At 72.3% G+C, this 22,838-nt stretch carries 20 protein-coding genes; 12 read left to right on the forward strand and 8 right to left on the reverse strand.

Features of this window, described 5'->3' with window-relative positions; translation table 11 throughout:
• Positions 1–138 precede the first annotated feature (138 nt).
• On the forward strand, positions 139–474 hold the full coding sequence (locus ACH4S9_RS09540; protein ID WP_398370925.1) for a hypothetical protein: 336 nt from the start codon (positions 139–141) through the stop codon (positions 472–474).
• Between the two features lie 58 nt (positions 475–532).
• On the opposite strand, the gene ACH4S9_RS09545 is transcribed toward ACH4S9_RS09540, so the two are convergent.
• Positions 533–718 carry a type II toxin-antitoxin system prevent-host-death family antitoxin gene (locus tag ACH4S9_RS09545; protein WP_311726293.1) on the reverse strand — a complete coding sequence of 62 codons (186 nt, stop codon included), beginning with the start codon at positions 716–718 and terminating at the stop codon, positions 533–535.
• Positions 719–841: 123 nt separating this feature from the next.
• On the opposite strand from ACH4S9_RS09545, the gene ACH4S9_RS09550 reads away from it, so the two are divergent.
• Together ACH4S9_RS09550 and ACH4S9_RS09555 are read left to right on the forward strand one after the other, a co-directional pair.
• Complete coding sequence (locus ACH4S9_RS09550; RefSeq protein WP_311726292.1) at positions 842–1,201, forward strand: hypothetical protein; 360 nt, start codon at positions 842–844, stop codon at positions 1,199–1,201.
• Positions 1,194–1,457 carry a hypothetical protein gene (locus ACH4S9_RS09555; protein ID WP_311726291.1) on the forward strand — a complete coding sequence of 88 codons (264 nt, stop codon included), beginning with the start codon at positions 1,194–1,196 and terminating at the stop codon, positions 1,455–1,457. Before ACH4S9_RS09550 ends, ACH4S9_RS09555 begins: the two co-directional genes overlap by 8 nt.
• A 229-nt stretch (positions 1,458–1,686) precedes the next feature.
• Here ACH4S9_RS09555 and ACH4S9_RS09560 read toward each other — a convergent pair whose 3' ends face one another.
• Positions 1,687–2,109 carry a hypothetical protein gene (locus tag ACH4S9_RS09560; RefSeq protein WP_398370928.1) on the reverse strand — a complete coding sequence of 141 codons (423 nt, stop codon included), beginning with the start codon at positions 2,107–2,109 and terminating at the stop codon, positions 1,687–1,689.
• Positions 2,110–2,306: 197 nt separating this feature from the next.
• Between ACH4S9_RS09560 and mfd the strand changes: the two genes are divergently transcribed.
• Positions 2,307–5,846, forward strand: coding sequence for a transcription-repair coupling factor (gene mfd / locus ACH4S9_RS09565; RefSeq protein ID WP_398370930.1), 3,540 nt, complete (start codon positions 2,307–2,309; stop codon positions 5,844–5,846).
• Positions 5,847–5,929: 83 nt separating this feature from the next.
• On the opposite strand, the gene ACH4S9_RS09570 is transcribed toward mfd, so the two are convergent.
• The 4 genes from ACH4S9_RS09570 to ACH4S9_RS09585 all read right to left on the reverse strand — a co-directional run bounded on the left by ACH4S9_RS09570 (position 5,930) and on the right by ACH4S9_RS09585 (position 10,735).
• Positions 5,930–7,273: a nucleotidyl transferase AbiEii/AbiGii toxin family protein gene (locus ACH4S9_RS09570; protein WP_398370932.1), complete on the reverse strand. Its 1,344-nt coding sequence runs from the start codon at positions 7,271–7,273 to the stop codon at positions 5,930–5,932.
• Positions 7,270–7,929 carry a hypothetical protein gene (locus tag ACH4S9_RS09575; protein WP_385340606.1) on the reverse strand — a complete coding sequence of 220 codons (660 nt, stop codon included), beginning with the start codon at positions 7,927–7,929 and terminating at the stop codon, positions 7,270–7,272. Before ACH4S9_RS09575 ends, ACH4S9_RS09570 begins: the two co-directional genes overlap by 4 nt.
• A 78-nt stretch (positions 7,930–8,007) precedes the next feature.
• On the reverse strand, positions 8,008–9,051 hold the full coding sequence (locus tag ACH4S9_RS09580) for a DUF4331 family protein (RefSeq protein ID WP_398370934.1): 1,044 nt from the start codon (positions 9,049–9,051) through the stop codon (positions 8,008–8,010).
• Positions 9,052–9,178: 127 nt separating this feature from the next.
• Positions 9,179–10,735, reverse strand: coding sequence for a helix-turn-helix domain-containing protein (locus tag ACH4S9_RS09585; RefSeq protein ID WP_398370936.1), 1,557 nt, complete (start codon positions 10,733–10,735; stop codon positions 9,179–9,181).
• Positions 10,736–10,807: 72 nt separating this feature from the next.
• Between ACH4S9_RS09585 and ACH4S9_RS09590 the strand changes: the two genes are divergently transcribed.
• Positions 10,808–11,320, forward strand: a complete 513-nt coding sequence (locus tag ACH4S9_RS09590) for a hypothetical protein (protein ID WP_043486944.1) — start codon at positions 10,808–10,810, stop codon at positions 11,318–11,320.
• A gap of 21 nt (positions 11,321–11,341) precedes the next feature.
• Here the strand turns inward: ACH4S9_RS09590 and ACH4S9_RS09595 are convergent, their stop codons facing one another.
• Complete coding sequence (locus ACH4S9_RS09595; protein WP_398371804.1) at positions 11,342–12,271, reverse strand: phosphorothioated DNA-binding restriction endonuclease; 930 nt, start codon at positions 12,269–12,271, stop codon at positions 11,342–11,344.
• 698 nt (positions 12,272–12,969) lie between these two features.
• Between ACH4S9_RS09595 and ACH4S9_RS09600 the strand changes: the two genes are divergently transcribed.
• The 5 genes from ACH4S9_RS09600 (at position 12,970) to ACH4S9_RS09620 (ending at position 18,023) form a co-directional block, all read left to right on the forward strand.
• Positions 12,970–13,491 carry a zinc ribbon domain-containing protein gene (locus ACH4S9_RS09600; protein ID WP_398370938.1) on the forward strand — a complete coding sequence of 174 codons (522 nt, stop codon included), beginning with the start codon at positions 12,970–12,972 and terminating at the stop codon, positions 13,489–13,491.
• Positions 13,492–13,590: 99 nt separating this feature from the next.
• Positions 13,591–14,475 (forward strand): LLM class flavin-dependent oxidoreductase, encoded by an 885-nt coding sequence (locus ACH4S9_RS09605; RefSeq protein WP_398371806.1) that lies wholly within the window; start codon positions 13,591–13,593, stop codon positions 14,473–14,475.
• Positions 14,476–14,604: 129 nt separating this feature from the next.
• Positions 14,605–15,147: a hypothetical protein gene (locus ACH4S9_RS09610; protein WP_398370940.1), complete on the forward strand. Its 543-nt coding sequence runs from the start codon at positions 14,605–14,607 to the stop codon at positions 15,145–15,147.
• 107 nt (positions 15,148–15,254) lie between these two features.
• A complete protein-coding gene (locus ACH4S9_RS09615; protein ID WP_398370942.1) occupies positions 15,255–17,033 on the forward strand; it encodes a S8 family serine peptidase in 1,779 nt (592 codons plus the stop codon).
• A gap of 288 nt (positions 17,034–17,321) precedes the next feature.
• Entirely contained in the window at positions 17,322–18,023 is a 702-nt protein-coding gene (locus ACH4S9_RS09620) for an aldo/keto reductase (protein ID WP_398370944.1), read from the forward strand.
• Between the two features lie 301 nt (positions 18,024–18,324).
• Here the strand turns inward: ACH4S9_RS09620 and ACH4S9_RS09625 are convergent, their stop codons facing one another.
• The gene (locus ACH4S9_RS09625; protein WP_311726281.1) at positions 18,325–19,464 is read right to left on the reverse strand and encodes a substrate-binding domain-containing protein; all 1,140 of its coding nucleotides are present in this window, start codon (positions 19,462–19,464) and stop codon (positions 18,325–18,327) included.
• A gap of 395 nt (positions 19,465–19,859) precedes the next feature.
• Here ACH4S9_RS09625 and ACH4S9_RS09630 point away from each other — a divergent pair, with 395 nt between their 5' ends.
• Both ACH4S9_RS09630 and ACH4S9_RS09635 read left to right on the forward strand, forming a co-directional pair.
• The gene (locus tag ACH4S9_RS09630) at positions 19,860–22,373 is read left to right on the forward strand and encodes an ATP-binding protein (protein WP_398371808.1); all 2,514 of its coding nucleotides are present in this window, start codon (positions 19,860–19,862) and stop codon (positions 22,371–22,373) included.
• Positions 22,354–22,833 (forward strand): roadblock/LC7 domain-containing protein, encoded by a 480-nt coding sequence (locus tag ACH4S9_RS09635; RefSeq protein WP_311726279.1) that lies wholly within the window; start codon positions 22,354–22,356, stop codon positions 22,831–22,833. Before ACH4S9_RS09630 ends, ACH4S9_RS09635 begins: the two co-directional genes overlap by 20 nt.
• The last annotated feature ends 5 nt before the right edge of the window (positions 22,834–22,838 follow it).

Consider the following 22,838-nt stretch of genomic DNA (forward strand, 5'->3'; position numbering starts at 1 on the left):
GGTGTTATGACGTATCCCATCGATTGAGTTCACTGGATCATAGCTCGTGGCTATGGTGTAACTCACACCCGGGGGCGGGGAATGGTCCCGTTAGTCGCGTACGCCCTGCCCAACTCCTCCTCGTGACGGGAGACTTCCATGGTCACCGTATCCCCCCAAAAACCCACCACCGCGTCGTTCGATTTCGACCAGGAGGTGTGCGCACTCGTGCTCGGCACCGCACCTCGTATGTTCGCCGTGGTCCAGGAGTATGACCTGGAGACGGAGCACGCGGACGGCCACGTCGCTGCCTGGGGCATGGCGTACGACGACGGCAGCGCGCACGTGATCGGTGTCGGCGGGGCGGTGACGATGTCGCTCGGCTCACCGGAGCGCGCGGTGTGGCACTGCGGGCGACGCAAGGGCGTCTCCGCCCGGCTGGTGTGGCTCGCACCGGGGGCGGGTGCCGCCTTCAATCGGGCCGAGGCCGCGTGACGGCATCGAACGGATCCGCCGCCTCCCGGTGCGAGATCTTCACACCGGGGGCGGCAGATCAGGTCTGTTCCAGCCCCAGTCGCCTGCGGACCTCTTCGTGCGGGATGCCTACGAACGTGCCGTTCGCCTGGCGGGCCCGGTAATCGGCCAACGCCAGAGCCTCCTCAGGCTCGGCCGGTTGTTGGAGGTCTGTTATCGCGGCGGTGGGTCGGCTGTGGTCGAGGGTCGGCGGCATATCGCTCATATGGTGAAACGTATACATCGAGTCTCTTGGGTCTGGCGGAATCGCGCCAAGGGCGCATCCGGCCCATCCGACACCCTCGCTTGTCGTACGGTGATCGGGGCACCCTTGGAGGGCGGAGGACACATGACCACGCAGCCGGTTCACGATGGTGGGGCGCTCATCCCCAGACCCGAGAAGACCTTCCCCGCACTGCGTGCCGCACTCGCGCAAGTCGCGCCCTCCCGTCTGGCGGAGATGACGTCCGAGCGGGACACGGTCTTCACGATGGCCACCCAGTCCAACAACTTCGGGCCCATCGCCATGTTTCAGCTCAAGTGGGCCACTGTGATCGAGGTCGAGCGGTTTCCCGACGTGGCACGGCGCCTGCACGCTGCCGAGCACGCCGCTCAGACGCTCGGCAAAGAGGACTCAAAGTGGCAGGCGGCCATGGATGAGATCCGGGAGATCATGCAGGCTGCACGCGCGCAGGTTGCCCATGGGTGACTGGGGCTGGGAGTACAACCCAGACGCCCACCATGTCATCGGCGAGACGCCGAATCTCGCCTTCGTCGCTCAGGTCGAAGCACGTGCGGATGAGCTGGTCCGCGCGGCAGCCGCTCTCTACCTGAACGGCACCGCCTACCAGGGGCAGTCGCCCGGTGTGCAGGAGGAAGTCCTGCCGGGAGGGATGTTCCAGTACCTGACGGTCGTAAGACAGGAGCGCTTGTACATCGTCCAGGTAACCCCCTGGCCTCTGTAAGGCCGGGCCCAGCAGCGGCGGCCAGTCGCAGGATCGGGATCCAAGGAGATGCCGGGACGTCTCAACGACCGGCCTGGGGTCGGTGCGCATGATGACCCAAGCGCGCTAGGGTTCCCGCGTGCCTGCTCGCCGAGGCTCTCCCAGCCCTTGGCCGAGGCCGCGTCCGCGAAGCGGACTTCCCAGTGGCCTTCCGGCGCCGGTGGTGCGGCCCGGTCTCCCCGACCCGCGCTCATTCGATGTCCCTCGGGTCCGGCACCGGGCCGTAGTCCTCGCCGTGGTCCCTGGTCAGGGCGGCCAGCAACTCCGGGTCGGAATGGACCTCGGCGGTGTGCTGCCATGCGATGAGCATCTGAGCCACGGGCGCACTGTCGCCGACCGAGTCGGCTGCCCGGATGGTGTCGGCCAGTTCGACGGTGAAGGCGTTGACGTCGGCCTCAGGCAGGAGATGGACCCAAGGGAAGGCGTCCGGCCGTGCAGCCGCTGCCGCATCGACAGAGCTGTGCGTCAACGTTGAGCGCGAGCGTTCTTCATGCGCGAGGGCGCGCAGCTGCTCCCAGCTCGCCCTCCGCACTTCGGGCCGCAACCCCTCGCCTTCCGCACTGGCGTCCTCCAGTGTGAACGGTCGGCTGCGCTGCGGGTGGTGAGTCGACATGGCGCCATCGTGCCGCAAGGGTGACCCGGCGTAGCTGTGAATGTGCGGATGGTTCGCCTGTGTGGTAGGGGTGGCGCCCGGGTCGTCGCCGGACCCGGCGGACGTTGTCGGCGGGGGGCCGTACTCTGGAAGACCCCCGGCCCGTGTGACGTGTCGGGCCATTCGCGTTGTTCGCCTCCGGGATGGAATAGCCCCTTATGAGCCTTACCGGTCTGCTCGACGCCGTCGTACGGGACCCCGCGCTCGCCGAGGCGGTCGAGGCCGCCGCGGGCGGCGGGCGGCACCATGTCGACCTGGTCGGCCCGCCCGCCGCCCGACCCTTCGCCGTCGCCGCGCTGGCGCGCTCCGCCGGGCGGCCGGTGCTGGCGGTGACGGCCACGGGGCGGGAAGCCGAGGATCTGGCGGCGGCGCTGCGGTCGCTGCTGCCGCCTGACAGGGTGGTGGAGTACCCGTCGTGGGAGACGCTGCCGCACGAGCGGCTGTCGCCGCGGTCCGACACGGTCGGCCGGCGGCTGGCGGTGCTGCGGCGGCTGGCGCACCCCAGCCAGGACGACCCGGCGGCAGGCCCCGTGTCGGTGGTGGTCGCGCCGGTGCGGTCCGTGTTGCAGCCGCAGGTCAAGGGGCTTGGCGACCTGGAGCCTGTGAGCCTGCGGTCGGGGCAGAGCGCCGATCTGGGGGAGATTGTCGACGGGCTGGCGGCCGCCGCGTACTCGCGGGTGGAGCTGGTCGAGAAGCGTGGCGAGTTCGCGGTGCGCGGCGGGATCCTGGATGTCTTCCCGCCGACCGAGGAGCATCCGCTCCGGATCGAGTTCTGGGGCGACGACGTCGAGGAGATCCGCTACTTCAAGGTCGCCGACCAGAGATCCCTGGAGGTCGCCGAGCACGGGCTGTGGGCCCCGCCCTGCCGTGAGCTGCTGCTGACCGAGGAGGTGCGGGAGCGGGCCGCTGCGCTCGCCGAGGACCACCCGGAGCTGGGCGAGCTGCTGGGCAAGATCGCCGAGGGGATCGCGGTCGAGGGCATGGAGTCGCTCGCGCCTGTGCTCGTGGACGACATGGAGCTGCTGCTGGACGTGCTGCCGGCGGGCAGCATGGCCGTGGTCTGCGACCCGGAGCGGGTGCGGACCAGAGCGGCGGATCTGGTGGCGACGAGCCAGGAGTTTCTCCAGGCGTCCTGGGCGGCCACCGCCGGTGGCGGCGAGGCGCCGATCGACGTGGGCGCCGCCTCGCTGTGGAGCATCGCCGACGTCCGCGACCGGGCCCGTGAGCTGGGCATGATGTGGTGGTCGGTGAGCCCCTTCGCGGCCACCGACGAGGACATCGAGGAAGACACCCTCAAGCTGGGCATGCGCGCCCCCGAGAGCTACCGGGGCGACACCGCCCGCGCGCTCGCCGACACCAAGGGGTGGCTGGCCGACGGCTGGCACACGGTGTACGTGACCGAGGCCCACGGCCCGGCCTCCCGCACCGTCGAGGTGCTGGGCGGCGAGGGGATCGCGGCGCGGCTGGACGGCGACCTCGCCGGGATCAAGCCGTCCGTGGTGCATGTGGCCTGCGGCTCGATCGAGTACGGCTTCATCGACCCCGCGCTCAAGCTGGCCGTGCTGACCGAGACCGATCTGTCCGGGCAGAAGGCGGCGGGCAAGGACGGGGCCCGGATGCCGGCCCGGCGCCGCAAGACCATCGACCCGCTGACCCTCCAGGCGGGCGACTTCATCGTCCATGAGCAGCACGGCGTCGGCCGCTATATCGAGATGGTGCAGCGCACCGTCCAGGGCGCAACCCGCGAGTACCTGGTCGTCGAGTACGCGCCCGCCAAGCGCGGCCAGCCCGGCGACCGGCTGTTCGTGCCGACGGACCAGCTGGAGCAGATCACCAAGTACGTGGGCGGCGAGGCCCCGAGCCTGCACCGCCTGGGCGGCGCCGACTGGACCAAGACCAAGGCGCGCGCGAAGAAGGCCGTGAAGGAGATCGCGGCCGATCTGATCAAGCTCTACTCGGCCCGCATGGCCGCGCCCGGCCACGCCTTCGGTGCCGACACCCCCTGGCAGCGTGAGCTGGAGGACGCCTTCCCGTATGCGGAGACCCCGGACCAGCTGACCACCATCGGCGAGGTCAAGGAGGACATGGAGAAGTCGGTCCCCATGGACCGGCTGATCTGCGGCGACGTCGGCTACGGCAAGACCGAGATCGCGGTGCGGGCGGCCTTCAAGGCGGTGCAGGACGGCAAGCAGGTCGCCGTGCTGGTGCCGACCACGCTGCTGGTGCAGCAGCACTTCGGCACCTTCAGCGAGCGGTACGGGCAGTTCCCGGTCGTCGTCAAGGCGCTGTCCCGGTTCCAGACCGACACCGAGGCGAAGGCGGTCCTGGAGGGCCTGCGGGACGGCTCGGTCGACATCGTCATCGGCACCCACCGCCTCTTCTCCTCCGAGACCAAGTTCAAGGACCTGGGCCTGGTCATCGTGGACGAGGAGCAGCGCTTCGGCGTCGAGCACAAGGAGCAGCTGAAGAAGCTCCGGGCCAATGTGGACGTGCTGACCATGTCCGCCACCCCCATCCCGCGCACCCTGGAGATGGCGGTCACCGGCATCCGCGAGATGTCCACGATCACCACCCCGCCGGAGGAGCGCCACCCGGTCCTCACCTTCGTGGGCCCGTACGAGCAGAAGCAGATCGGCGCGGCCATCCGGCGCGAGCTGCTGCGCGAGGGCCAGGTCTTCTACATCCACAACCGCGTCGAGTCCATCGACCGGGCGGCGGCGCGGCTGCGCGAGATCGTCCCCGAGGCGCGGATCGCCACCGCCCACGGCCAGATGGCGGAGAACGTGCTGGAGCAGGTCGTCGTCGACTTCTGGGAGAAGAAGTTCGACGTACTCGTCTCGACGACGATCGTCGAGTCCGGGATCGACATCTCCAACGCCAACACGCTGATCGTCGAGCGCGGCGACAACTTCGGCCTCTCCCAGCTGCACCAGCTGCGCGGCCGCGTCGGGCGCGGGCGCGAGCGCGGATACGCGTACTTCCTGTACCCGCCCGAGAAGCCCCTGACCGAGACCGCCCACGAGCGGCTGGCCACCATCGCCCAGCACACCGAGATGGGCGCGGGCATGTATGTGGCGATGAAGGACCTGGAGATCCGCGGCGCGGGCAATCTGCTCGGCGGCGAGCAGTCCGGCCATATCGCGGGCGTCGGCTTCGACCTTTACGTGCGCATGGTGGGCGAGGCCGTCGCCGACTACCGCGCCTCGCTGGAGGCGGGCGGCGGGGAGCCGGAGGAGGCCCCGCTCGAGGTCAAGATCGAGCTGCCGGTCGACGCGCATGTCCCGCACGACTACGCGCCGGGCGAGCGGCTGCGGCTCCAGGCCTACCGGGCCATCGCCTCTGCGTCGAACGAGGAGGACATCCGCCACGTCCGCGAGGAGCTGACCGACCGCTACGGCAAGCTGCCCGAGCCGGTGGAGAACCTCCTGCTGGTCGCGGGGTTGCGGCTGCTGGCGCGGGCCTGCGGGGTCGGCGACATCACGCTCCAGGGCTCCAACATCCGCTTCGGTCCGGTCGAGCTGCGCGAGTCGCAGGAGCTGCGGCTGGGGCGGCTCTATCCGCGGTCGGTGATCAAGTCCGCGACCAGGCAGGTGCTGGTGCCCCGGCCGGCGACGGCCAGGATCGGCGGGAAGCCGCTGGTCGGGCGGGAGCTGCTGGCGTGGACGGGGGAGTTCCTGACCACGATCCTGGGGGCGTAGCCGCCGGGCCCGCGTGTGTGGTGAGTATGAGACGGCGACACGCCGACACCACGGCGTGTCGCTGTCTCATACTCACCGCAACGTCACTGCGGGGGTGCCAGCTGCCGTGACGCCTCGACCGGGTCGCCGAGGGTCTCGCTCAGCTGGTGCGCCTTCCGGCTGAACGACCGGAAGGCGTACACGGCCTCGGCCGCGTCCACGATCTCGCAGTCGGCGCGGCCGAGCAGCTCGCGAGTGATCACGATGGCGTTCTTCGCGTGGATGTACCGATCGACCAGGCACTCCTGGAGCGCGTCCATGCCGGAGTCCGCCAGCAGCTTCCGGCAGTCCCGCGTCCACTGGGCCAGCCAGGCCGCCCGCTCCAGGTACTCGGCGGACTCACCGCTGTCGTCGTGGAGGGCGGCGAAGGTGGGGGCGAGGGCTTTGAGAAGGCGGGCTCGGTACTCGCCCTGGCGGCCCTTGATGTGCGGATAGTCCTTCTGAAGCTCGAACCAGTTCGCCTCGACGCTCCCGATCCACTCCAGGAGCACCGGATTCCGCTCGTAGTACCCGCCCTCCACGCCCTGGAACACATGGCGCAGCAGCGCGAAGTCCAACGCGGTGGACTCGGCCAGCAGGACCGCGTCGTACAGGTCCTTGCCCTCGGGGTGCATGTCCGTGATCAGCCAGAGGATCTTCCAGGCGAGGGAGAGCTCGGGCGTCGCCGCGTGGAGCCGGATCGGGGGCTCGGCGCCGGTGCAGTAGGGGATCGAGGTGAGGGCGGAGGGCGCGGGCAGCGGCTCGTTGAAGACGAAGTCGAGCTGGACCGTGCCCGGTGGCACCCCGTCCTCGCCGGGCGTCCACGGGATGACCAGGCGGCGGCCGGGGACGCGGTCGTACGTCCAGATCTCGTCGCTGACCGCGCCCCGGGAGTCGATGCGGACCGGCCCGGCCGCGCGCCGGGCGCGGAGGTCGGCGGCGCGCGCGATGCCGTCGAGCATCCGGTCCGTACGCTCGTCCTCCAGCTGCCACGAGTCGGGGACCACGACGAAGTCCAGGTCGCCGGGTTCGCGCGCGGCCTCGCCGTACCAGGCCTTGAGCAGCACGCTGCCGCGCAGCACCAGGTGCTCGGCCCACGGCGAGTCCGCGACAGCGGCGAGGACGAGGTCGGTGGCGCGGCGGCGGGCGGCGTACCAGCGGCGGCCGGCCTCCGCGTTCTCGAACTGCGGCTCGCCGGGCCGCATCGCCCGGGCGTGGTGGGCCATCGAGGGATCGAACACCGGGCGCTGAAGCACGCCTTCGCCGAGGACGGGCCGCAGCGACTTCGGCAGCCGCATCTGCTCGGCGGTCGCCTCGGTCAGCTCCTCCTGGGGGACGGTGCCGTCCTCCGGCCACGGGCCCCAGCCGAACGCGGTCCACGACGACGATGTCGGCTCTGTCTCTGTCATTGCGCTGCCGCCTCCTCGGGTATCCAGCCCGCGTCCAGGCCCTCGTCGCTGTCATACACGACGAATTCCCGTTCCATCGACACGATTTCGCGGCCGTCCGCGCGCAGGGCGGCGGCCAGCGCCTCAAGCCGGAGGCCCGCCGTGTCGCGGCCGACCAGGCGGCAGCGCTGGGTGACGAAACGCTCGGCGCGCCCGTCGGTTCGTATCCGGCGGGCGTTGCGGGAGAGGTGGGCCGTGTGCGCGGCGGCGAGCCGGGCGAGGGCGGGCGGTGCTCCGGCGGTGTCCAGGAGCAGCTTGATGTGGTGCTCGAAGTAGTAGCGCGGGCCGAGGGCCCGGCCGTCCTCGTCGGACACCGGCACCCCCTCCGCCCACGGCGCGGCCTCGACCTTCGTCCGTACGACCGGGAAGCCCGCGCCGGCCAGCCCGGCCGCCGCCGCGTCGGCGGCGGAGCGGGCCGCGGGCAGGGTGCCGTCGGCGCGCAGGGTCAGCATCGGCTGGGAGGGCACGCGGCCACGGTCGAGGACGATATGCGCGAACTTCCAGGCCCGCTCCGCCGCGTACCGCTCCAGCGCGCGGTACGCGACGGGGGAGTCCGCCCTCCCCGTGACAGGGCGGACCGTCAAATGGATCTCGAATTCGCCGGTGACCGTGCACACACCGGAGATGCTCTCAGGCGAGTGGTTCGAGTTTCGGGCCGGGCTGTCGCGGCTACCGCGGCGGCCGGGGCAGGGCGGTCAGTGCCGTGCCCCGGCCGCCGACAGGTAGGGGAAGACGTCGCCCGGCACCCCCGTGGCCGAGCTCGCGTCCAGCCCCAGCTTGACGGGCGCGCCGAGCACCAGTTCGAACATCACCTCCGGTACGCAGTCGGTCAGCCCGCGCCCGTTGCGCCGGTCGACCGCGAAGGCCGCCTCGCTGCCCACCTCGTAGCGCAGCACGTCGGGGAGGAACAGGTCCCGTACGCGGGCGGCGTGCGCCGCGGCGTCGGGCACCGCGCCCACGGCCGCCGCGGCCCGCTCGGCGGCCCGCAGGATCCCGGCTCCGTAGCGGCGCTGGTCCTCGGCGGGCTCGGTGGCGTTGAAGTCGATGTGCTGCTCGGCGTCTTCGAGGTCGAAGAGCGTGTTGAGCAGCGGGTTCGCACAGCGGTTGATCTGCCGCCAGCCGCCCGCGTCGGTGGCCAGCACGGTGGAGCCCCAGAAGCCGATGGCCGCTCCGGCGCCGCCGAGGGCTTCGTCCGGCACCTCCAGGACGATCGCCTGGACGTCGGTGCCCGCGAAGAGATTGGTGGCGTCGGCCGGGTCGAAGTCCGTCAGATCGGGCGCCGTGCCCTGCGCGATGGCGGTCTTCACGGCCGTGACGACCGTGCCCTCGATCCAGAACGGATCCCCGGCCGCGCCCGCCCACGCGCGCAGCCCGTCGGGCGTCCGCGCGGGCTCGCCGGTGGTGCCGGTGGTGCCGGTGGCGCCGGTGAGCAGCACGGGGCCGTCGGCGAAGCGGTCGCGGGCGGCCGGGCCGTCGAGGCGGCGCAGCTCCCAGCGCTGGCTGCCGTCGGCGGCCGGGGGCTGGAAGGTGAAGCGGTAGGTGATGTCCTCGACGGCGTCGCCGTCGGTGTCCATCTTGATCTCGTAGTGGCTCTCGTCGTCGTGGAAGCCGCCGCCGCCCGAGAGCGGGTTGACGTTGACGACGAAGACGGTGCCGGTGGTGCCGCGGAACAGGTAGGTGTCGCTGATGTCGAGCCGCGGGTCCTGGCGGGCGAGCTCGGAGTCGTGGTGATGGCTCATCAGCGGTCCTGTTCTGTGCATGAGGGGCTTGCCCAGGACATTAGGCGGGGGCGGCGGGCGCGGCGAGGAACACTGTGCACAGTCGTGGTGTGCGGCGGTTGCGCTTCGAACGGCGAACGGGCACAGGTCAGAGCGAGCCCGACGCCCGCAGCGCCAGCCACAGCTCGTACTTCGCGCTCGGCGCGCGCAACAGCGAGCGCTCCAGCACCTCTTCGGCCCTGGCCAGCCGCTTGCGCGCACCGGGCAGCGAGATACCGAGGGCGGTGGCCGCTGCGGGCAGCCGGGCGTCTGCGCGCAGCCAGGCCCGTACGGTTTCGGGCACGGCCGCGGGCCCGGCCTCGTCGAGGGGGCCGAACTGGGCACGGGCCCACAACTCGGCCGCGGGGGAGGACAGCAGGGCGTCGAGCGAAGCCGGGGCCGATGCCCGGGCCGGGGCGGGGAGCGCCGGCGTTTCGGCGGTGCTGGGCGGCACGCTGTGCAGCCGCAGCGCGAGCCAGGCCGTGGACTGGCCGGCCAGACTGCGGCCGATGTCCAGGCCGAGCAGGTCGCTGATGAGGCGGATGCGCGCGGCGAGCGTATTGCGGTGGATCTTGAGATGGCGGTTGGCGGCGCCGCCGAAACTGAGCCATGAACCGAGCGTGCCCAGCAACTCCTGCGGCCCCGGGTCGGCGCGGCGCGGCGGGACGTACCGCAGGCACGGCCCCAGCAACTCCTGCGCCCACAGCCGCCCCTCGGGGCTCACGAGCGCCGTGGTGTCGGTGTGTCTGCCGAAACCGGCGTACCGCAAGGGCGCGCCACGGGCCACGGCGAGGGCGTGGATCGCCTGCTCGTAGCCGGCCGCGGTGTCCCGCAGCGGGTGCTCGGCGCTCGTGCCGATCCGGCACTCGGGGACCCGCTGGACGATCAGCCGGGCGAGCCCGTCCGCGCGCTCCCTCTCCAGTTCCCCTTCCCCCGCCCCTTCCCCCTTCGGGCCTGGCGGTACGAGCGCGATGAGGTGGTTGGAGCGCACGGGGCAGGGCACGATCCACGCCCGGCCCCGTGCCGCCCGGTCGATTCGGGCCGCGATCTCCCGCCGCCGGCGGACCGGACACTCGATCACATATACGCGGGCGAGGGCGGGCAGGGCCGGGCCCAGCGCCCCGGCGATCCGTTGCGCGGCGGGCACGCTGCCGACCATGAGGAGATGCAGCGCCGCCTCGCGGCTGTGCGCCTCGGCCGATTCGACGCGCCGCCGGGCCCGCTCCGCCTCCTCCAGCCGCCAGCACAGCGCGAGGGTGCGGGCGGCGTCGGCGAGCAGCACCCCGCAGCGCGGGTCATCGGGCCCGATGACGGCGAGGTACGGCGGCTCGTCCCCGCCCGCGGCGTCGCCGTGGCCGAGCCGGACCAGGTGTACGGCGCGGCCACCCTCGCCGCCGAGCACCGCGGAGGGCGCGCCGCGGCGGCGCAGTTCGACGGCGGCAGAGGCGGCGGCCGAAACCGCGGTGACCAGCGTGTCCGGGCCCGGGTCCGGGTCCGGTGTGGCGAGGACCGTGCCCGTGGGGCCGATCAGCGCGGCGAGGCCGCCGGTGCGGCGGGTGAGCCAGGCGAGGATGGCGCGTACGGACTCCGGTTCCGCGGCGAGGCGGGCCAGGGCGAGCACGTCGTCGGCGCGGTCGGCCCGCGCTTCCGATGACGCTGGTCCCATGGGTGAAAACTGTAGTGCTGCGGCTTTCGGGTGGCGACGGTGGCGACGGCGATGTCGGCTAAGGTCGGCCGGGTGACCGCCGTCATAGCCGCGATGCTTACCGCCGTCGTCGGCGTTCTGGGCACGCTCTTCGCCCCCTTGCTCCAGCAACGCATGACCGCCCGGCAGCGCGCCGAAGAGGCGCGCGTCGAGGACCGGCGGCGCCACCTCGAGGAGCGCCGGACCGCCTACATCGCCATGAACCGCGCCTCCCGCCAGTTCCACACCCTGCTCAAGGACGCCCTGCACCGGATCAGGGACGGCGTCTACACGGAGGAGGACCGCACCGGGCTCGAGGAGGCCCGGCGCGAGTACCGGGACTGCTACGCCCAGGCGCAGATGACCGTCCCCGAGCGGGTCCTGGCGGCGTCCCGCGAGCTCAACACCGTGCTCGCCGGGATCGACGCCATGGCCAAGCGGATCGACCGCGGCCTGCCGGGCGAGGGGGAGACCGCCGCGGCGGCGCTGATCGAGCTCAAGGAGGCCGAGCCGAGGCTGTCGGCGATGCGCCGGGTGATGCGCGAGGACCTGGGCATCACGGATTGACGGGCGCCGCCCGTCGCCCGCTCACCCCTGCGCCGCCACCCGCGGCTCGCCGCGGAAGACCTGCGCCATGTGCCAGTCGATGTGCTCATCGGCGACCGGCGTGCTGCCCGCCCGCGGCCCGAGCACCGGCTGCCCGCCCAGCCGCAGCACATACGCGTGGGCGGCCTCGCTGCGGCCGGTGAACTGCCGCGACACCAGGATCCGTCGCTTCCCGTCGAGGCCCAGCACGCCCTTGTCGAACAGCTTGTGGTGGAGGGAGCACAGACACAGCCCGTTGGAGAGGTCGTCAGGTCCCGCGAAGGCCCACCACCGCACATGCGCGGCCTCCAGGCCCACCGGCGTACGACCGCCCGCCTCGCCGCGCGCCCGACCGCCCGTGCCCTCGATCGCCCCGTCGTAGCCGCAGAACGCACAGCGGCGTTCGTACGCCGTCAGCACCCGCTCCCGCATCTCGGCGGCCCCGTGGCGGATCCGGCGGCTGCCGCGCGCTCCGTCGTCGGCGGTCAGGTCGAGCCCGACGGCGTCGGCGAGGTCGGGGTGGAGGGAGGGCGCGAAGTGCTGGTCGAGGAGGAGTTGGGCGAGGCGGCCGAGCAGGGCGGGGTCGGTGGTCAGCGCGTCCCGCAGACCGGGGGCGAGCCGCCCGGCCGCCCCGCTGGCGCGCAGCGCGCCCAGCGCCGTGCCCGGGCTGCCCTCGCCCGTGTCGGTCCGCACCTCCCACACCCCGTCGTTCACCAGGTGGTGGAACGGATACGCGGCGCTGGTGGGGCGCCTGGGTCCGTACTCCGCCAACAGCCGTTTGAGATCCGCCTCGACCTCGGTGAACCGCAGCGCGTCGCCCGCGTCCTGCTGGAACCGGCCCAGTGCATACAGCATGAGCAGCGGCTTGTGCGGCGCCCGCTCCCCGTTCTGCGACCACTGCCGCAGCGTGCGTACGCGCTCGGCCCAGTCCATCCGTTCGATCCCCTCCATGCCGCCACGGTAGCGGGGGAGTTAGGGTGCGGCCGGCGCGGGTGCGGATCACGTTCCCCCGCTCCGCCCACGCCGCCTACCAGTGATCTTGGCCAGTGCCCCCGCCTTCAGACGGGGGGTTATGCAGGGCGTTGCTGGTTCTCGATGTACTGGCGTACGACGGCCGGCGGCGCCCCCACAGCTTCCAGCGAAGTACGAACGGGACCAGAAATGGCCGTGCGCGGTCTCTTCGCAGCGTTCCAGCATCTCGGGCGTGAACACTGTCGTGCACGACTGGTGGACGATGCTCCCCAAGGAGCGCCGGAACCTGGCCGCCGCAGACGCGGCGATCCGCCAGGGGCGTAAGGATCTTCCCTGGCTCGGCGTTCTCCCGGCCCAGGCGGCTCAGGCCGTGCTGAAGACGTATTTCCAGGCGTGGAAGAACTGCTGGGACGGCCGCGCTGACGCCCCGAACTTCAAGGGCCGCTTCCGGTCCCGCATGGCCGTCGACATCCCCCAGGGGCGCGATCTTCAGATCATGCGTCTGAACCGCCGGTGGGGTCGCATGTGGGCGCCGAAGATCGGGCACGTCCTGTTCCGCTGGAGCAAGGATCTTCCGGTCGGCAAGCGCGCTGACAAGGGGAACCGGGTCACCGGGGCCCGGCTCGTGAAGGAAGCCGACGGCTGGTATGTCGTCTTCCGTGTCCAGAGCGAGGTACCCGAGCCCGCACCCCCACCCCGGGCCCACCGTGGGTATGGACCGGGGCATCGCAAAGCCCCTCGCCCTCTCGGACGGCACCTTCCGCGACCATGCCCCGTGGCTGTCGAAGGGTGAGACCGAACGTCTGCGCCGCCTGGAGAAGTCCAAGGAGCGCAAGCGCCGCGCCCGCAAACCCGGCGAGGCCAACTCCAGGCGTCTGACCCGCACGTACGACCAGATCGCCCAGCTCCGCGCAACAGCCAAGCGCAGGGCCGTCGACTGGCAGCACAAGACCACCACCTCCCGACGATGCTCCGTCTGCGGATTCATCACTCCCGGCAGCCGGGAGAGTCAGGCCCGCTTCGTCTGCAAGAACCCCGACTGTGGGTACGAGACGAACGCGGACACCAACGCAGGACGCAACATCGATCACGCCGCCGGGCAGGCGGTGTCAGGACGTGGAGACTTCGGGGTTACCCGGTCGAAGAAGCGTCAACCACTCACTCAGCCGCACGCGGCCTGAGATGGGATTCCGCCCCGCTCACGGGGCGGAGGATGTCAAATTGGCCGGATGACCAACGACAACGACATGGTGACCAACGACCCCACGATCAGCGAGCCTTTGCCGCGCCCCCGCGTCGGCGTGATGTTCGACCGGGACGGCAAGCCGGAGGAACTGCCCGCGTTCGCGCGGGCGGTGGAGGAGTACGGGGCGGACGACCTGTGGGTCGTCGAGGACCTGGGCTGGACCGGGTCGATCGGCTCGGCGACGCTCGCGCTGGCGGCGACCGAGCGGCTGCGCGTCGGGATCGGGATCCTCCCGGCCCCGCTGCGCAACCCGGCGCTGCTGGCCATGGAGCTGGCCAACCTGGCCCGGGTGTTCCCGGGCCGGTTCATCGCGGGCGTCGGGCACGGCGTGCCGGAGTGGATGGCCCAGGTCGGCGCCGCGTCCCCGACCCCGCTCGCCCTGCTCGAAGAGACGATCACGGTGGTGCGCACCCTGCTGCGCGGTGAGACGGCCACGCTCGACGGCCGGACCGTGCACATCGACGGCGTACGGCTGGTCCACCCGCCCGCCGAGCCCCCGCGCATCGTCTCGGGCGTCGTACGCCCCCGCTCCCTGGAGCTGTCCGGCCGCGCGGCCGACGGCACGGTCATGGCCGAGGGCCAGGGGCCGGCCGCGATCGCCGCCGCGCTCGGCCATATCGCGAAGGGGCGCGCCGCCGCGGGCGCCGGCCGGCCGCATGAACTGATCGTCTTCACCCATCTGTGTGTGGCCGACGACCCCGAGCACGTGGCGACGGCCTCCGCGCCCGTACGCGACGAGTACTCCGAATGGCTCGGTATCCCGCGCGAGGAGGTGTTCCTCGCGGCGGGCGACGCCGCCACCGCGGCCGAGCGGGTCCGGGCCCTGTGGGACGCGGGCGCGGAGACGGTCGTGCTGCGCCCGGTGGGGGAGGACGCGCTGCCCCAGGTGCGCGCGGCGCTGGCCGCGTTGGAGCGCTGACCGCCGCTGACGGACCGTCTCCGATTGCGCACGCTCCGGACACCGACTTAGCGTAAATGTAACAAATAGGGCATGCGGGGCGTGTCGCCCCGGTGTCCTTCCTCGTCTATGTCGTCGTGTGGAGGATCCATGTCGGTGATGACTGGCGCCCAACCCCTGCAACAGACAGGGCCCCAGATGGGTCAGCAGCAGCTCGGCCAGATCGTGCAGCAGGCGATGCAGCAGGCATGCCAGCAGGCGAGTCAGCAGATCGCCCAGCGCATGCAGCACACCGTCCAGCAGCTCCAGCAGATGAACCAGCAGGGCATGGGGCAGCACGCGCACCCCTACATGGCCATGGCGCTGCACTACTCGCTGCGCAGCGGGATCCGGCAGGCGGTCGAGCAGGCCGTGCAGCAGGCTCTGCCGATCGCGGTCATGACGCTGATCCAGCAGCAGGGCATCGGCATGGGCCAGCAGGGCATGGGCCAGCAGGGCATGGGTCAGCAGGGCATGGGGATGCAGCCGGGCATGGGCCAGCCGGGGATGGGCATGGGCATGGGCCAGCCCGGGATGGGCCAACCGGGCATGGGCATGGGCATGCAGGGATTCGGCCAGCAGCCGTACCAGCAGTACCAGCAGCCCGGTTTCGGCTTCGGCCAGATGGGCCAGCAGCCGTACGGCATCGGCTGACGCAGCCCGGGTTGACGCGGTGCGGTGTGCCGGGAGCGGTTCCCGAGCACACCGCATCACCGTGGGGGCGCGGCCCCCGGTCGCCGGATCAGGAGCGCGAGGACGACGTGGGTGTGGTGAAGGTGGACGTGATGCTCAAGAACAGGTCCGAGAACGACAGCGACGGCGGATCCGGGAGCGCGAACCAGCCCGCCCGCGCGGGCAAGGAGGAGGGGCCGCGCAAGAAGAGCACGCGGCGCGCCGTCGCGGTGCGGCCGCGCCGCGAGCGGTACTTGGTGACGCCGCTGCCCCAGCACCTGCTCCCGCCCGGCGTGGCCGCGCTCGACATGGACACGGTGTGCGAGCGGCTGGGCCGGATGCCGGAGGTCGCGGTGGTGCGCCGGCTCCGGCCCTCGGGCAAGCCGGACCAGGCGGCGCCGCCCCTCTGCTGCCCGGAGATCGCGGTGGTCGAGGCGGCCGAGGAGCAGGTGCCGTCGATGCGGTCCGTGCACGTTCATGTGGAGCCCGACCTTCCGCTGAACGGCGCGGGCGCGGGGGCGGCCTCCGGTCCGGTGGCGGGGCTGATGCCGCTGGCCGACCCGGGGCTCATCGCCCCGCTGGACGCGCCCGTGGAGGTCACGCTGCGGGTCTGCGGCCCGGACGAGGAGCCGTTGGCCGGGGCCGGGGTGTTCCTCATCGGGGCGTCCTGGCCGGTCCAGGGCATCACCGGCGCCGACGGGACGGCGCGGCTGGCGCTGGCCACCGAGACCGCGCAGTCCCTCCAGGCCCTGTACGTCCGCCCCGCGAGCGGCTATGTCGACCGCTGGATCCACCGCCCCGACCTGTCCGCCACCCAGGAGAACCTGGTCACCCTCACCCCGCTGACCAAGGCATACCCGGGTCTTGAGGAGCGGCAGCAGTACGGCTGGGGCCAGCAGGCCATGCGGCTCGACCGACTGCCGCCCACGTTCCGCGGTTTCGGCGTGAAGGTCGCGGTCATCGGCTCCGGCGTGGCCGCCGAACACCCCGATCTGAAGGACCGGGTGCGCTCCGGGGTGGATCCGGTCGGCGGTACGGAACGGGGCTGGGCCCACGACGCCATCGGCACCGGCACCCACGCGGCGGGCGTGATCGCCGCCGCCGACACCGGCCCCGGCGTCATCGGCATCGCCGTCGACGCCCGCATCGAGGCCTGCCGGGTGCTGCCCGGCGGCCGCTTCAGCGACCTGATCGCCGCGCTCGACCACTGCATCGAGACCGAGGTCGACATCGCCCATATCGCGGTGGCCACCCCGTACTCCTCCGCGCTGGTCGCGCGCAAGCTCGCCGACGCCCACGCCGCGGGCGTCGCCTGCGTCGCCCCGGCGGGCGACTCCGGCGGGCCGGTCGCCTTCCCGGGCTCGCTGCCCACCGTGTTCACCGTCGGCGCGCTGGGCGCCTTCGGCTCGTACCCGCCCGACACCTCCCAGGCCACCCACGCGGGCCCGCCCCTGACCCCGGAGGGCCTGTTCGCGGCGCGGTTCAGCGCGTACGGCCCCGAGGTCGACGCCGCCGCGCCCGGTGTGGCGGTGCTGTCCTGCTCGGCGCGCGGCGACTACGCGGCGCTGGACGGCACCGGCCCGGCCTCGGCCCATGTCGCCGGGCTCGCGGCCCTCGTCCTGGCTCACCACGAGGATTTCCGGGGCCACTTGCCGCCCCGGGGACCGGGCCGGGTCCAGCGGCTGTTCGAGATCATCGCCGCGAGCTGCCGCCCGCTGGCGCTCCCCGGCACCTGGGAAGCGGCGCGCACCGGCCGCGGTCTGCCCGACGCGCTGGTCGCGCTGGGCCTGGCGCCCGGCGTGCAACTCGCCGCCACGGTCCCGTCCTACGCCTCGCCCATGGCCGGCTACGGCGCCACGCCCCAGTGACCTCGGCGGGTTCTGTCCCCTACCCGCCCCTTCCCTCAACTGGGGCTCCGCCCTCAGACCCCGGGAGTCCGGGGGGTGAGCACCCCCGCGGCGGAGCCGCACATCGGTGCCGTTCCCCACCCCGCCCCGCGGGGCTCCACTGCATGGCAGGGGCTTTGCCCCTGGACCCCCGGGGTCTGGGGCGGAGCCCCGGGGGAGCTGTACCCATGTGCGGCTCCGCCGCGGGGCAGCCGCAGGCGTCGAGATCCGCCGGACAGGGGCGGGGGGACGGGGTTGGACGCGGGGGACATGGTGCGACTGCGGCGTACCGGGCTGTCGGTGAGCCGCCTGGGGCTCGGGCTGGCCTCCATCGGCGGCCTCTTCGCCCCCGTACCCGCCGCGCAGGCCGCCGCCACCGTCGACCGCGCCTGGGAGCTCGGCGTACGGCTCTACGACACCGCTCCCGTCTACGGATACGGGCGCTCGGAAGCGCACGCCGGAGCTGCCCTCGCGCGGCGCCCGCGCGGGCAGTACGTCCTGTGCACCAAGGTGGGCCGGCTGATCGAGCCCGGCGGGCCCGACACCCAGCCCATCTGGGCCGACCCTCCGCCGGGCGTCGGGCCCCGCCTGGACCACACCTACCCGGCGGTGCTGCGCTCGGCGGCGGAGAGCCTGGACCGGCTCGGCCTCGACCGGGTCGACGTGCTCCACATTCACGACCCCGACGAGGACTACCCGACGGCCGTCACCGAGGCATACCGGGCCCTGGCCGAGCTGCGCCGCGACGGCGTCATCGGCGCGCTCTCGCTCGGGGTCAACCACGCCGACGTCGCGGCCCGCTTCCTGCGGGAGGCCCCGCCTCCGGGGCCCGACTGCGTGCTGCTCGCCGGCCGGTACACGCTGCTCGACCACTCGGGGCCGGCCGAGTTGCTGCCGCTGTGCGCCGAGCGCGGCGTCGCCGTCATGGCGGCCGGGGTCCACGGTGCGAAACGCCGTCGCATCACTCCGTAACGCATCTGATACGCTCAGTGCGTGGTCGGGGGCGACAGCCAAGTCCCCGACAACCCGAGCGAGTCCCGTACTTGCTCCGGCGGCCGGAAGGGCCGTCGTCGGACAGGCGTGACCTGTCAAACTCCCCGGAGCGATCCAGGGGAGAGTCTCCCGGATTCATCGGGGAGAGAACTTCAACAGTCCGGTCTGCTGGCCGACCGACCCCGGGGCGTCCATCATCGGGATCCCCGGGGTGGACCGGGCGGCGATGTTGACTGGTCGGCGCCTGCCTAGGCGCTGAACCGGGACACTCGCAGCGGGGTCAGCGGTCCCAGATCTTGCGGTACGCCTGGCGGTAGCCCTCGGAGTCCCAGGACAGCGCGCCACCGCTGTTGGCGGCGGTGGTGATGTGCACGGGGGCGACGTATCCGCTGGCCGGCTGGCCCGAGAAGGCGCGGTTGAACTCGTCGACGATCTGCCAGCCCTGCTCGGAGAGCGGCTCGGGCACCGTCGCGGCCTGGTACTGCTTGCGGTTCACGCGCTCGAAGGCCGACGGGTCGCCGTCACCCGCGCCGATGTTGAACGGGGCGCCGTCGCCGGCCTTCCCCGCGGCGCGCAGCGCGGGGGCGCCGTGGCGGAAGTACAGGTCGTTGATGGCGACGGAATAGGTCCACTGGTCCCCGAAGCGCTTGAGCAGCGCGGAGACCTCCTTGATGGAGCGGCTGTTGGCCTCGGGGATGGGGATGTTCCTGTAGTCAAGCAGCTTGACGTCGGAGCAGGTGGCCAGCTCCTTCTTGATCAGCTCGGACTTGTTCCTGGGGAAGTCGGACGTGGTGTCGGTGAACACGACCACGCCCGCGCGGCCGTTGGACCGGGCGATGATCCAGTCGGCGCTGATCTTCGCGACGTCCTCGACCCTGGACGTCACATTGCTGAAGAGTTCCGGATCCTTGCTGGGGCCGGGGGCGACGGTGGCGTGCCAGCCGATCACCGGGATGCCGGCCGCGTTGGCCCGCCGGACCTCCTTGGGGACGATCTCGGGGCCGAAGCCGCTGATGACGATGCCGTCCGCCTTGATCCGGAAGGCCTCCTCGAAGGCGGCCTTGACGCCGGCGGTGGTGCCCTTGCCGTTGATGGTCCGGGAGTGCCAGCCGACGACCTTGGCGGCCTCCTCGACGCCTTGGGCGACTCCGGCGGGGCCGGGGTTGGCCAGGGTGTGGGCGATGAAGACGATCGTCTTGCCGCGCACGGCCTTGGGTCCGGTGGTGGGTCCGGTCCAGGGGGCGTCCACGTCCTCGGCCTTCTCGACGGCCTTCTTGGCCTTGGCGAGCACGGTGGGGCAGCCGGGCTTGGAGGAGCCCGATCCGGACACACTGGTGTCGGAGTCCGGGTCGCAGCCGGCGGCGGTGGCCACGGCCAGGAGCGCGACGGCGGTCGCGACCGCCTTGCGGGTGGGGTGCACGGGTCTCCTCGCGGGCAAGAGGGGGCTACGACTTCGAGGTGGCGGAAAGCAGCGTATGGGTGGGGGGAAGACAGGTTACGGGTCACCCGCCCCCCGGGCGTCGGGACGTCCGGTGAAGGGTGTTCAAAGTGCCGTCAAGCGCGGCTTTTCGGTGGGCAAATGCCGCAGAAAGCCCATGTTTCCTGGTCTTAATCGCCTATGCCTTGCGCGCTTCCCTGCAAGCGGTAGTGTTCACCGCCGGTCGGACTGTGGCGCGATTCCATCGCTCGCACGCGGGCGTGTGCCGTCGTGCGCGCGCGTGAGCTGAGAGCGTCATGCTCCCCCGGACGTCGGCGGTCTGCACCAACCACACCTCGGTCACCGCTCAGAAGCCCTTGAAAGGAGGCCGGGTGTCTGTGGACACGGTGGACCCGTCGCCGGAAGCCGACTCGTCCGACTCGTCCGACAGCGCGCCGCCGACGCCGCGGTCCGGCCGGAGGGCCGGGGCCCTCCTCGACCGATGGCCGTTCCGGCGGAAGATCAACGCCCTGGTGATCGTGCCCGTCGCGGTCGTCGGCGTGCTGCTGGCCATCGGCGTCACCGGCCAGGTGAACGAGGCTCAGGACGCCGGGCGCCTTGCCGACCAGGTGCGTGACAGCGAGCGGGTCGCGGCGCTGATCAACGACGTCCAGGCCGAACACCGCCAGGCGCTGCTGCTGTCCGTGCAGCACGACGCCCTCCGGCCCGGCACCGCCCTGCCCTCGACCAACGCCTACCGCAAGGCGCAGCGCCGGACCGACGAGCAGGCCGCCGCCGTGCGTTCGGCGTTCGGGTCGGGCCTGCCGAAGGAGGAGGAGCAGGCGCTCGACTACGTCGGGGGCCTGTCCGTGCTGCGCGACAAGGTCGAGCGGGGCTCGCTCTCGGCCTCCAACATCAGCCCGGCGTACGCCTCCGCGGTCGACTACCTGATCGACGGCATCGGGCTCGACCACTCCTCCGCCGCCGCCTCGTCGTCCTCGGTCACCCGGCTGGTCGACGCGGCGCTGCGCGCCGACGCCGCCCACGCGGCCTTCGAGAGCGGGGTCTTCTCCGCGCAGACCCAGGACGCCAACGCCCTCACCGAGTACACCCGGGCGGTCGGTGCCCACGCGGAGTACGCGTACCAGGCGGAACGGTTCAGCAGGATCGCCACCCCGGCCCAGGTCCTGGCCCTGGGCGGCATCGAGCGCAACGCCGAGCAGAACGGCATCGCCGACCAGTTCGCGGAGCTCCAGATCGATCCGAGCTCCCTTCAGGGCCAGTCGCCCGAGCAGCTGCGCAAGGTGATGGCCACCGGAACCCGGCAGGCCGAGGCGCGTCTCGACATCACCCAGTCGCTCATCGGGCAGATCGCCGACCAGGCCGACAGCCTCTCCAAGAACGCCCTGGAGAAAGCGCTGGCCATGCTCGGGCTCGCCCTCCTCGGCTTCGTCGTCTGGCTGACCTTCGCCGTCCTGGTCCGCCGCTCGGTCGTACGCCCCCTGGAGCGGCTGACCGGCGCCGCGCGGGAGGTGGTCGACGTGGCGGGCGAGGAGCTCGCCCGGGTCGAGTACGACGAGTCGGCGGAGCGCGCCCCGCTGCGCCCGCACCCGATCCCCGTCCCGGTCCGCGACGAGATCGGCGACCTGGCCGAGGCCTTCAACCAGGTGCAGGTCACCGCCGCGGCGCTGCTGGAGCGGCAGGTTCTGAGTCGGCGCAACGTGGCCGAGATGTTCGGCAACGTCGGGCGCCGCGTCTCCAACCTGACCTCGCGCCAGCTCATGCTGATCGACTCCGTCGAGCGCGAGGAGACCGACCCCGAGGTCCTGGAGCGGCTCTACCGCATCGACCACATCGCCGTACGCCTCCAGCGCAACGCCGACAGCCTGATGCTGCTGGCCGGTATCCGGGAGGCCGACGTCGAGGCCCGGCCGACCACCCTCGCCAACGTCATCCGGGCCGGCCTCGGCCGGATCGAGGGATTCCAGCGGGTGTCCCTGCGGTCCGAGACGGAGATCACGGTCGCGCCCGACATCACCGGCGACCTGACGCTGATGCTCGCCGAACTGCTGGAGAACGCGGTCTCGTTCTCCCCGTCCCACACCCCCGTCGAGGTGGTCGTCCGGCCCGGTACCGACGTCACCTCGGCCGGCGGGGCGCTGATCGAGATCATCGACCACGGCCTCGGGATGAGCGCGGAGCGGCTCGCGGAGGAGAACGCCCGGCTGGTCCACCGGGAGCGGCTCGACCTCGTACCGAGCAAGGTGCTCGGCCTGTTCGTGGTCGGCACCCTGGCCCGGCGCTGGGGCGTACGGGTCGAGTTGAGCCGCACCCCCGGCGGCGGCGTCACCGGCACCGTCTGGATCCCGGCCCCGCTGCTGCTCACCGTCAGCCCGCTGGACCCGGCATTGCCCACGGACACGCCGGTGGTTGCGGGGAAGGCCGCGGGCGAGGGCGCGGGCAAGGACGCCGCCGCGGTCGGCACCGTGTGGGAACTCCCCGCCAGGCCGGACCCGCTGACCAAGCCCGTGCGGACCTCCGCCTCCGCCGCGCCGTCGGGGCCGGGCGGGCTGCCCCGGCGCATCCCGACCCGGAAGGCGACGGAACGGACCCCCGGGGCCGCCGCCGACGCCACACAGCCGACCTCCGCCGCACCTCTCTCCGCACCGTCCTCCCGGCCGCTGCGCAGGCGGGTGCGGGGAGCGACCCTCACCAAGACCACCCCGGCGGCCCAGGTCGTCCCGGCCGAGCTCCGGCCCGTCGACGCCGAGGCGGTCCGTACCGAACTCGACGAGTTCGAGGCCGCCGTACGCAAGGCCGAGCAGGACAGCGCCGCCACCCCGACGGAGCCGGCTCCGTCCCACCACCACAGCACCAGAAAGGAGTCGGGCAGTGACCACGCCGACAGATAACGGCAGTTCCGAGGAGCGGACGGAACCCACCGATCTGCGGGCCGCCGCGGCCGACTTCACCTGGCTGCTCGACCGGTTCGCCGGCGAGACCGCCGGTGTGGTGGACGCCATCGCGGTGTCCTCCGACGGGCTGCTGATCGCTGTCTCCCAACTGCGCGAGCAGGCCGACTCGGAGCGGCTCGCCGCGATCGTGTCCGGCATCACCAGCCTCGCCGCGGGCGCCTCCGGCAACTACGGCCTCGGCGGCCTCAACAAGGTCATCATCGACCTGGAGGGCGGCCATGTGCTGGTGTCGGCCATCGGCAGCGGCGCCGTGCTCGGCGTGGTGGCCTCGAAGGAGGCGAAGCTGGGCAATATCGCCTATGAGATGGCCCTGTTCGCCAACCGGGCCGGGGCCGCGCTCACTCCCCAGCTGGTGCTGGAGCTGAAGAAGAGCGCCGGCGCCACCCCGTCCGGCTGACCCGT

Source organism: Streptomyces sp. NPDC021225, assembly GCF_044332865.1.
Classification (GTDB): Bacteria; Actinomycetota; Actinomycetes; order Streptomycetales; family Streptomycetaceae; genus Streptomyces.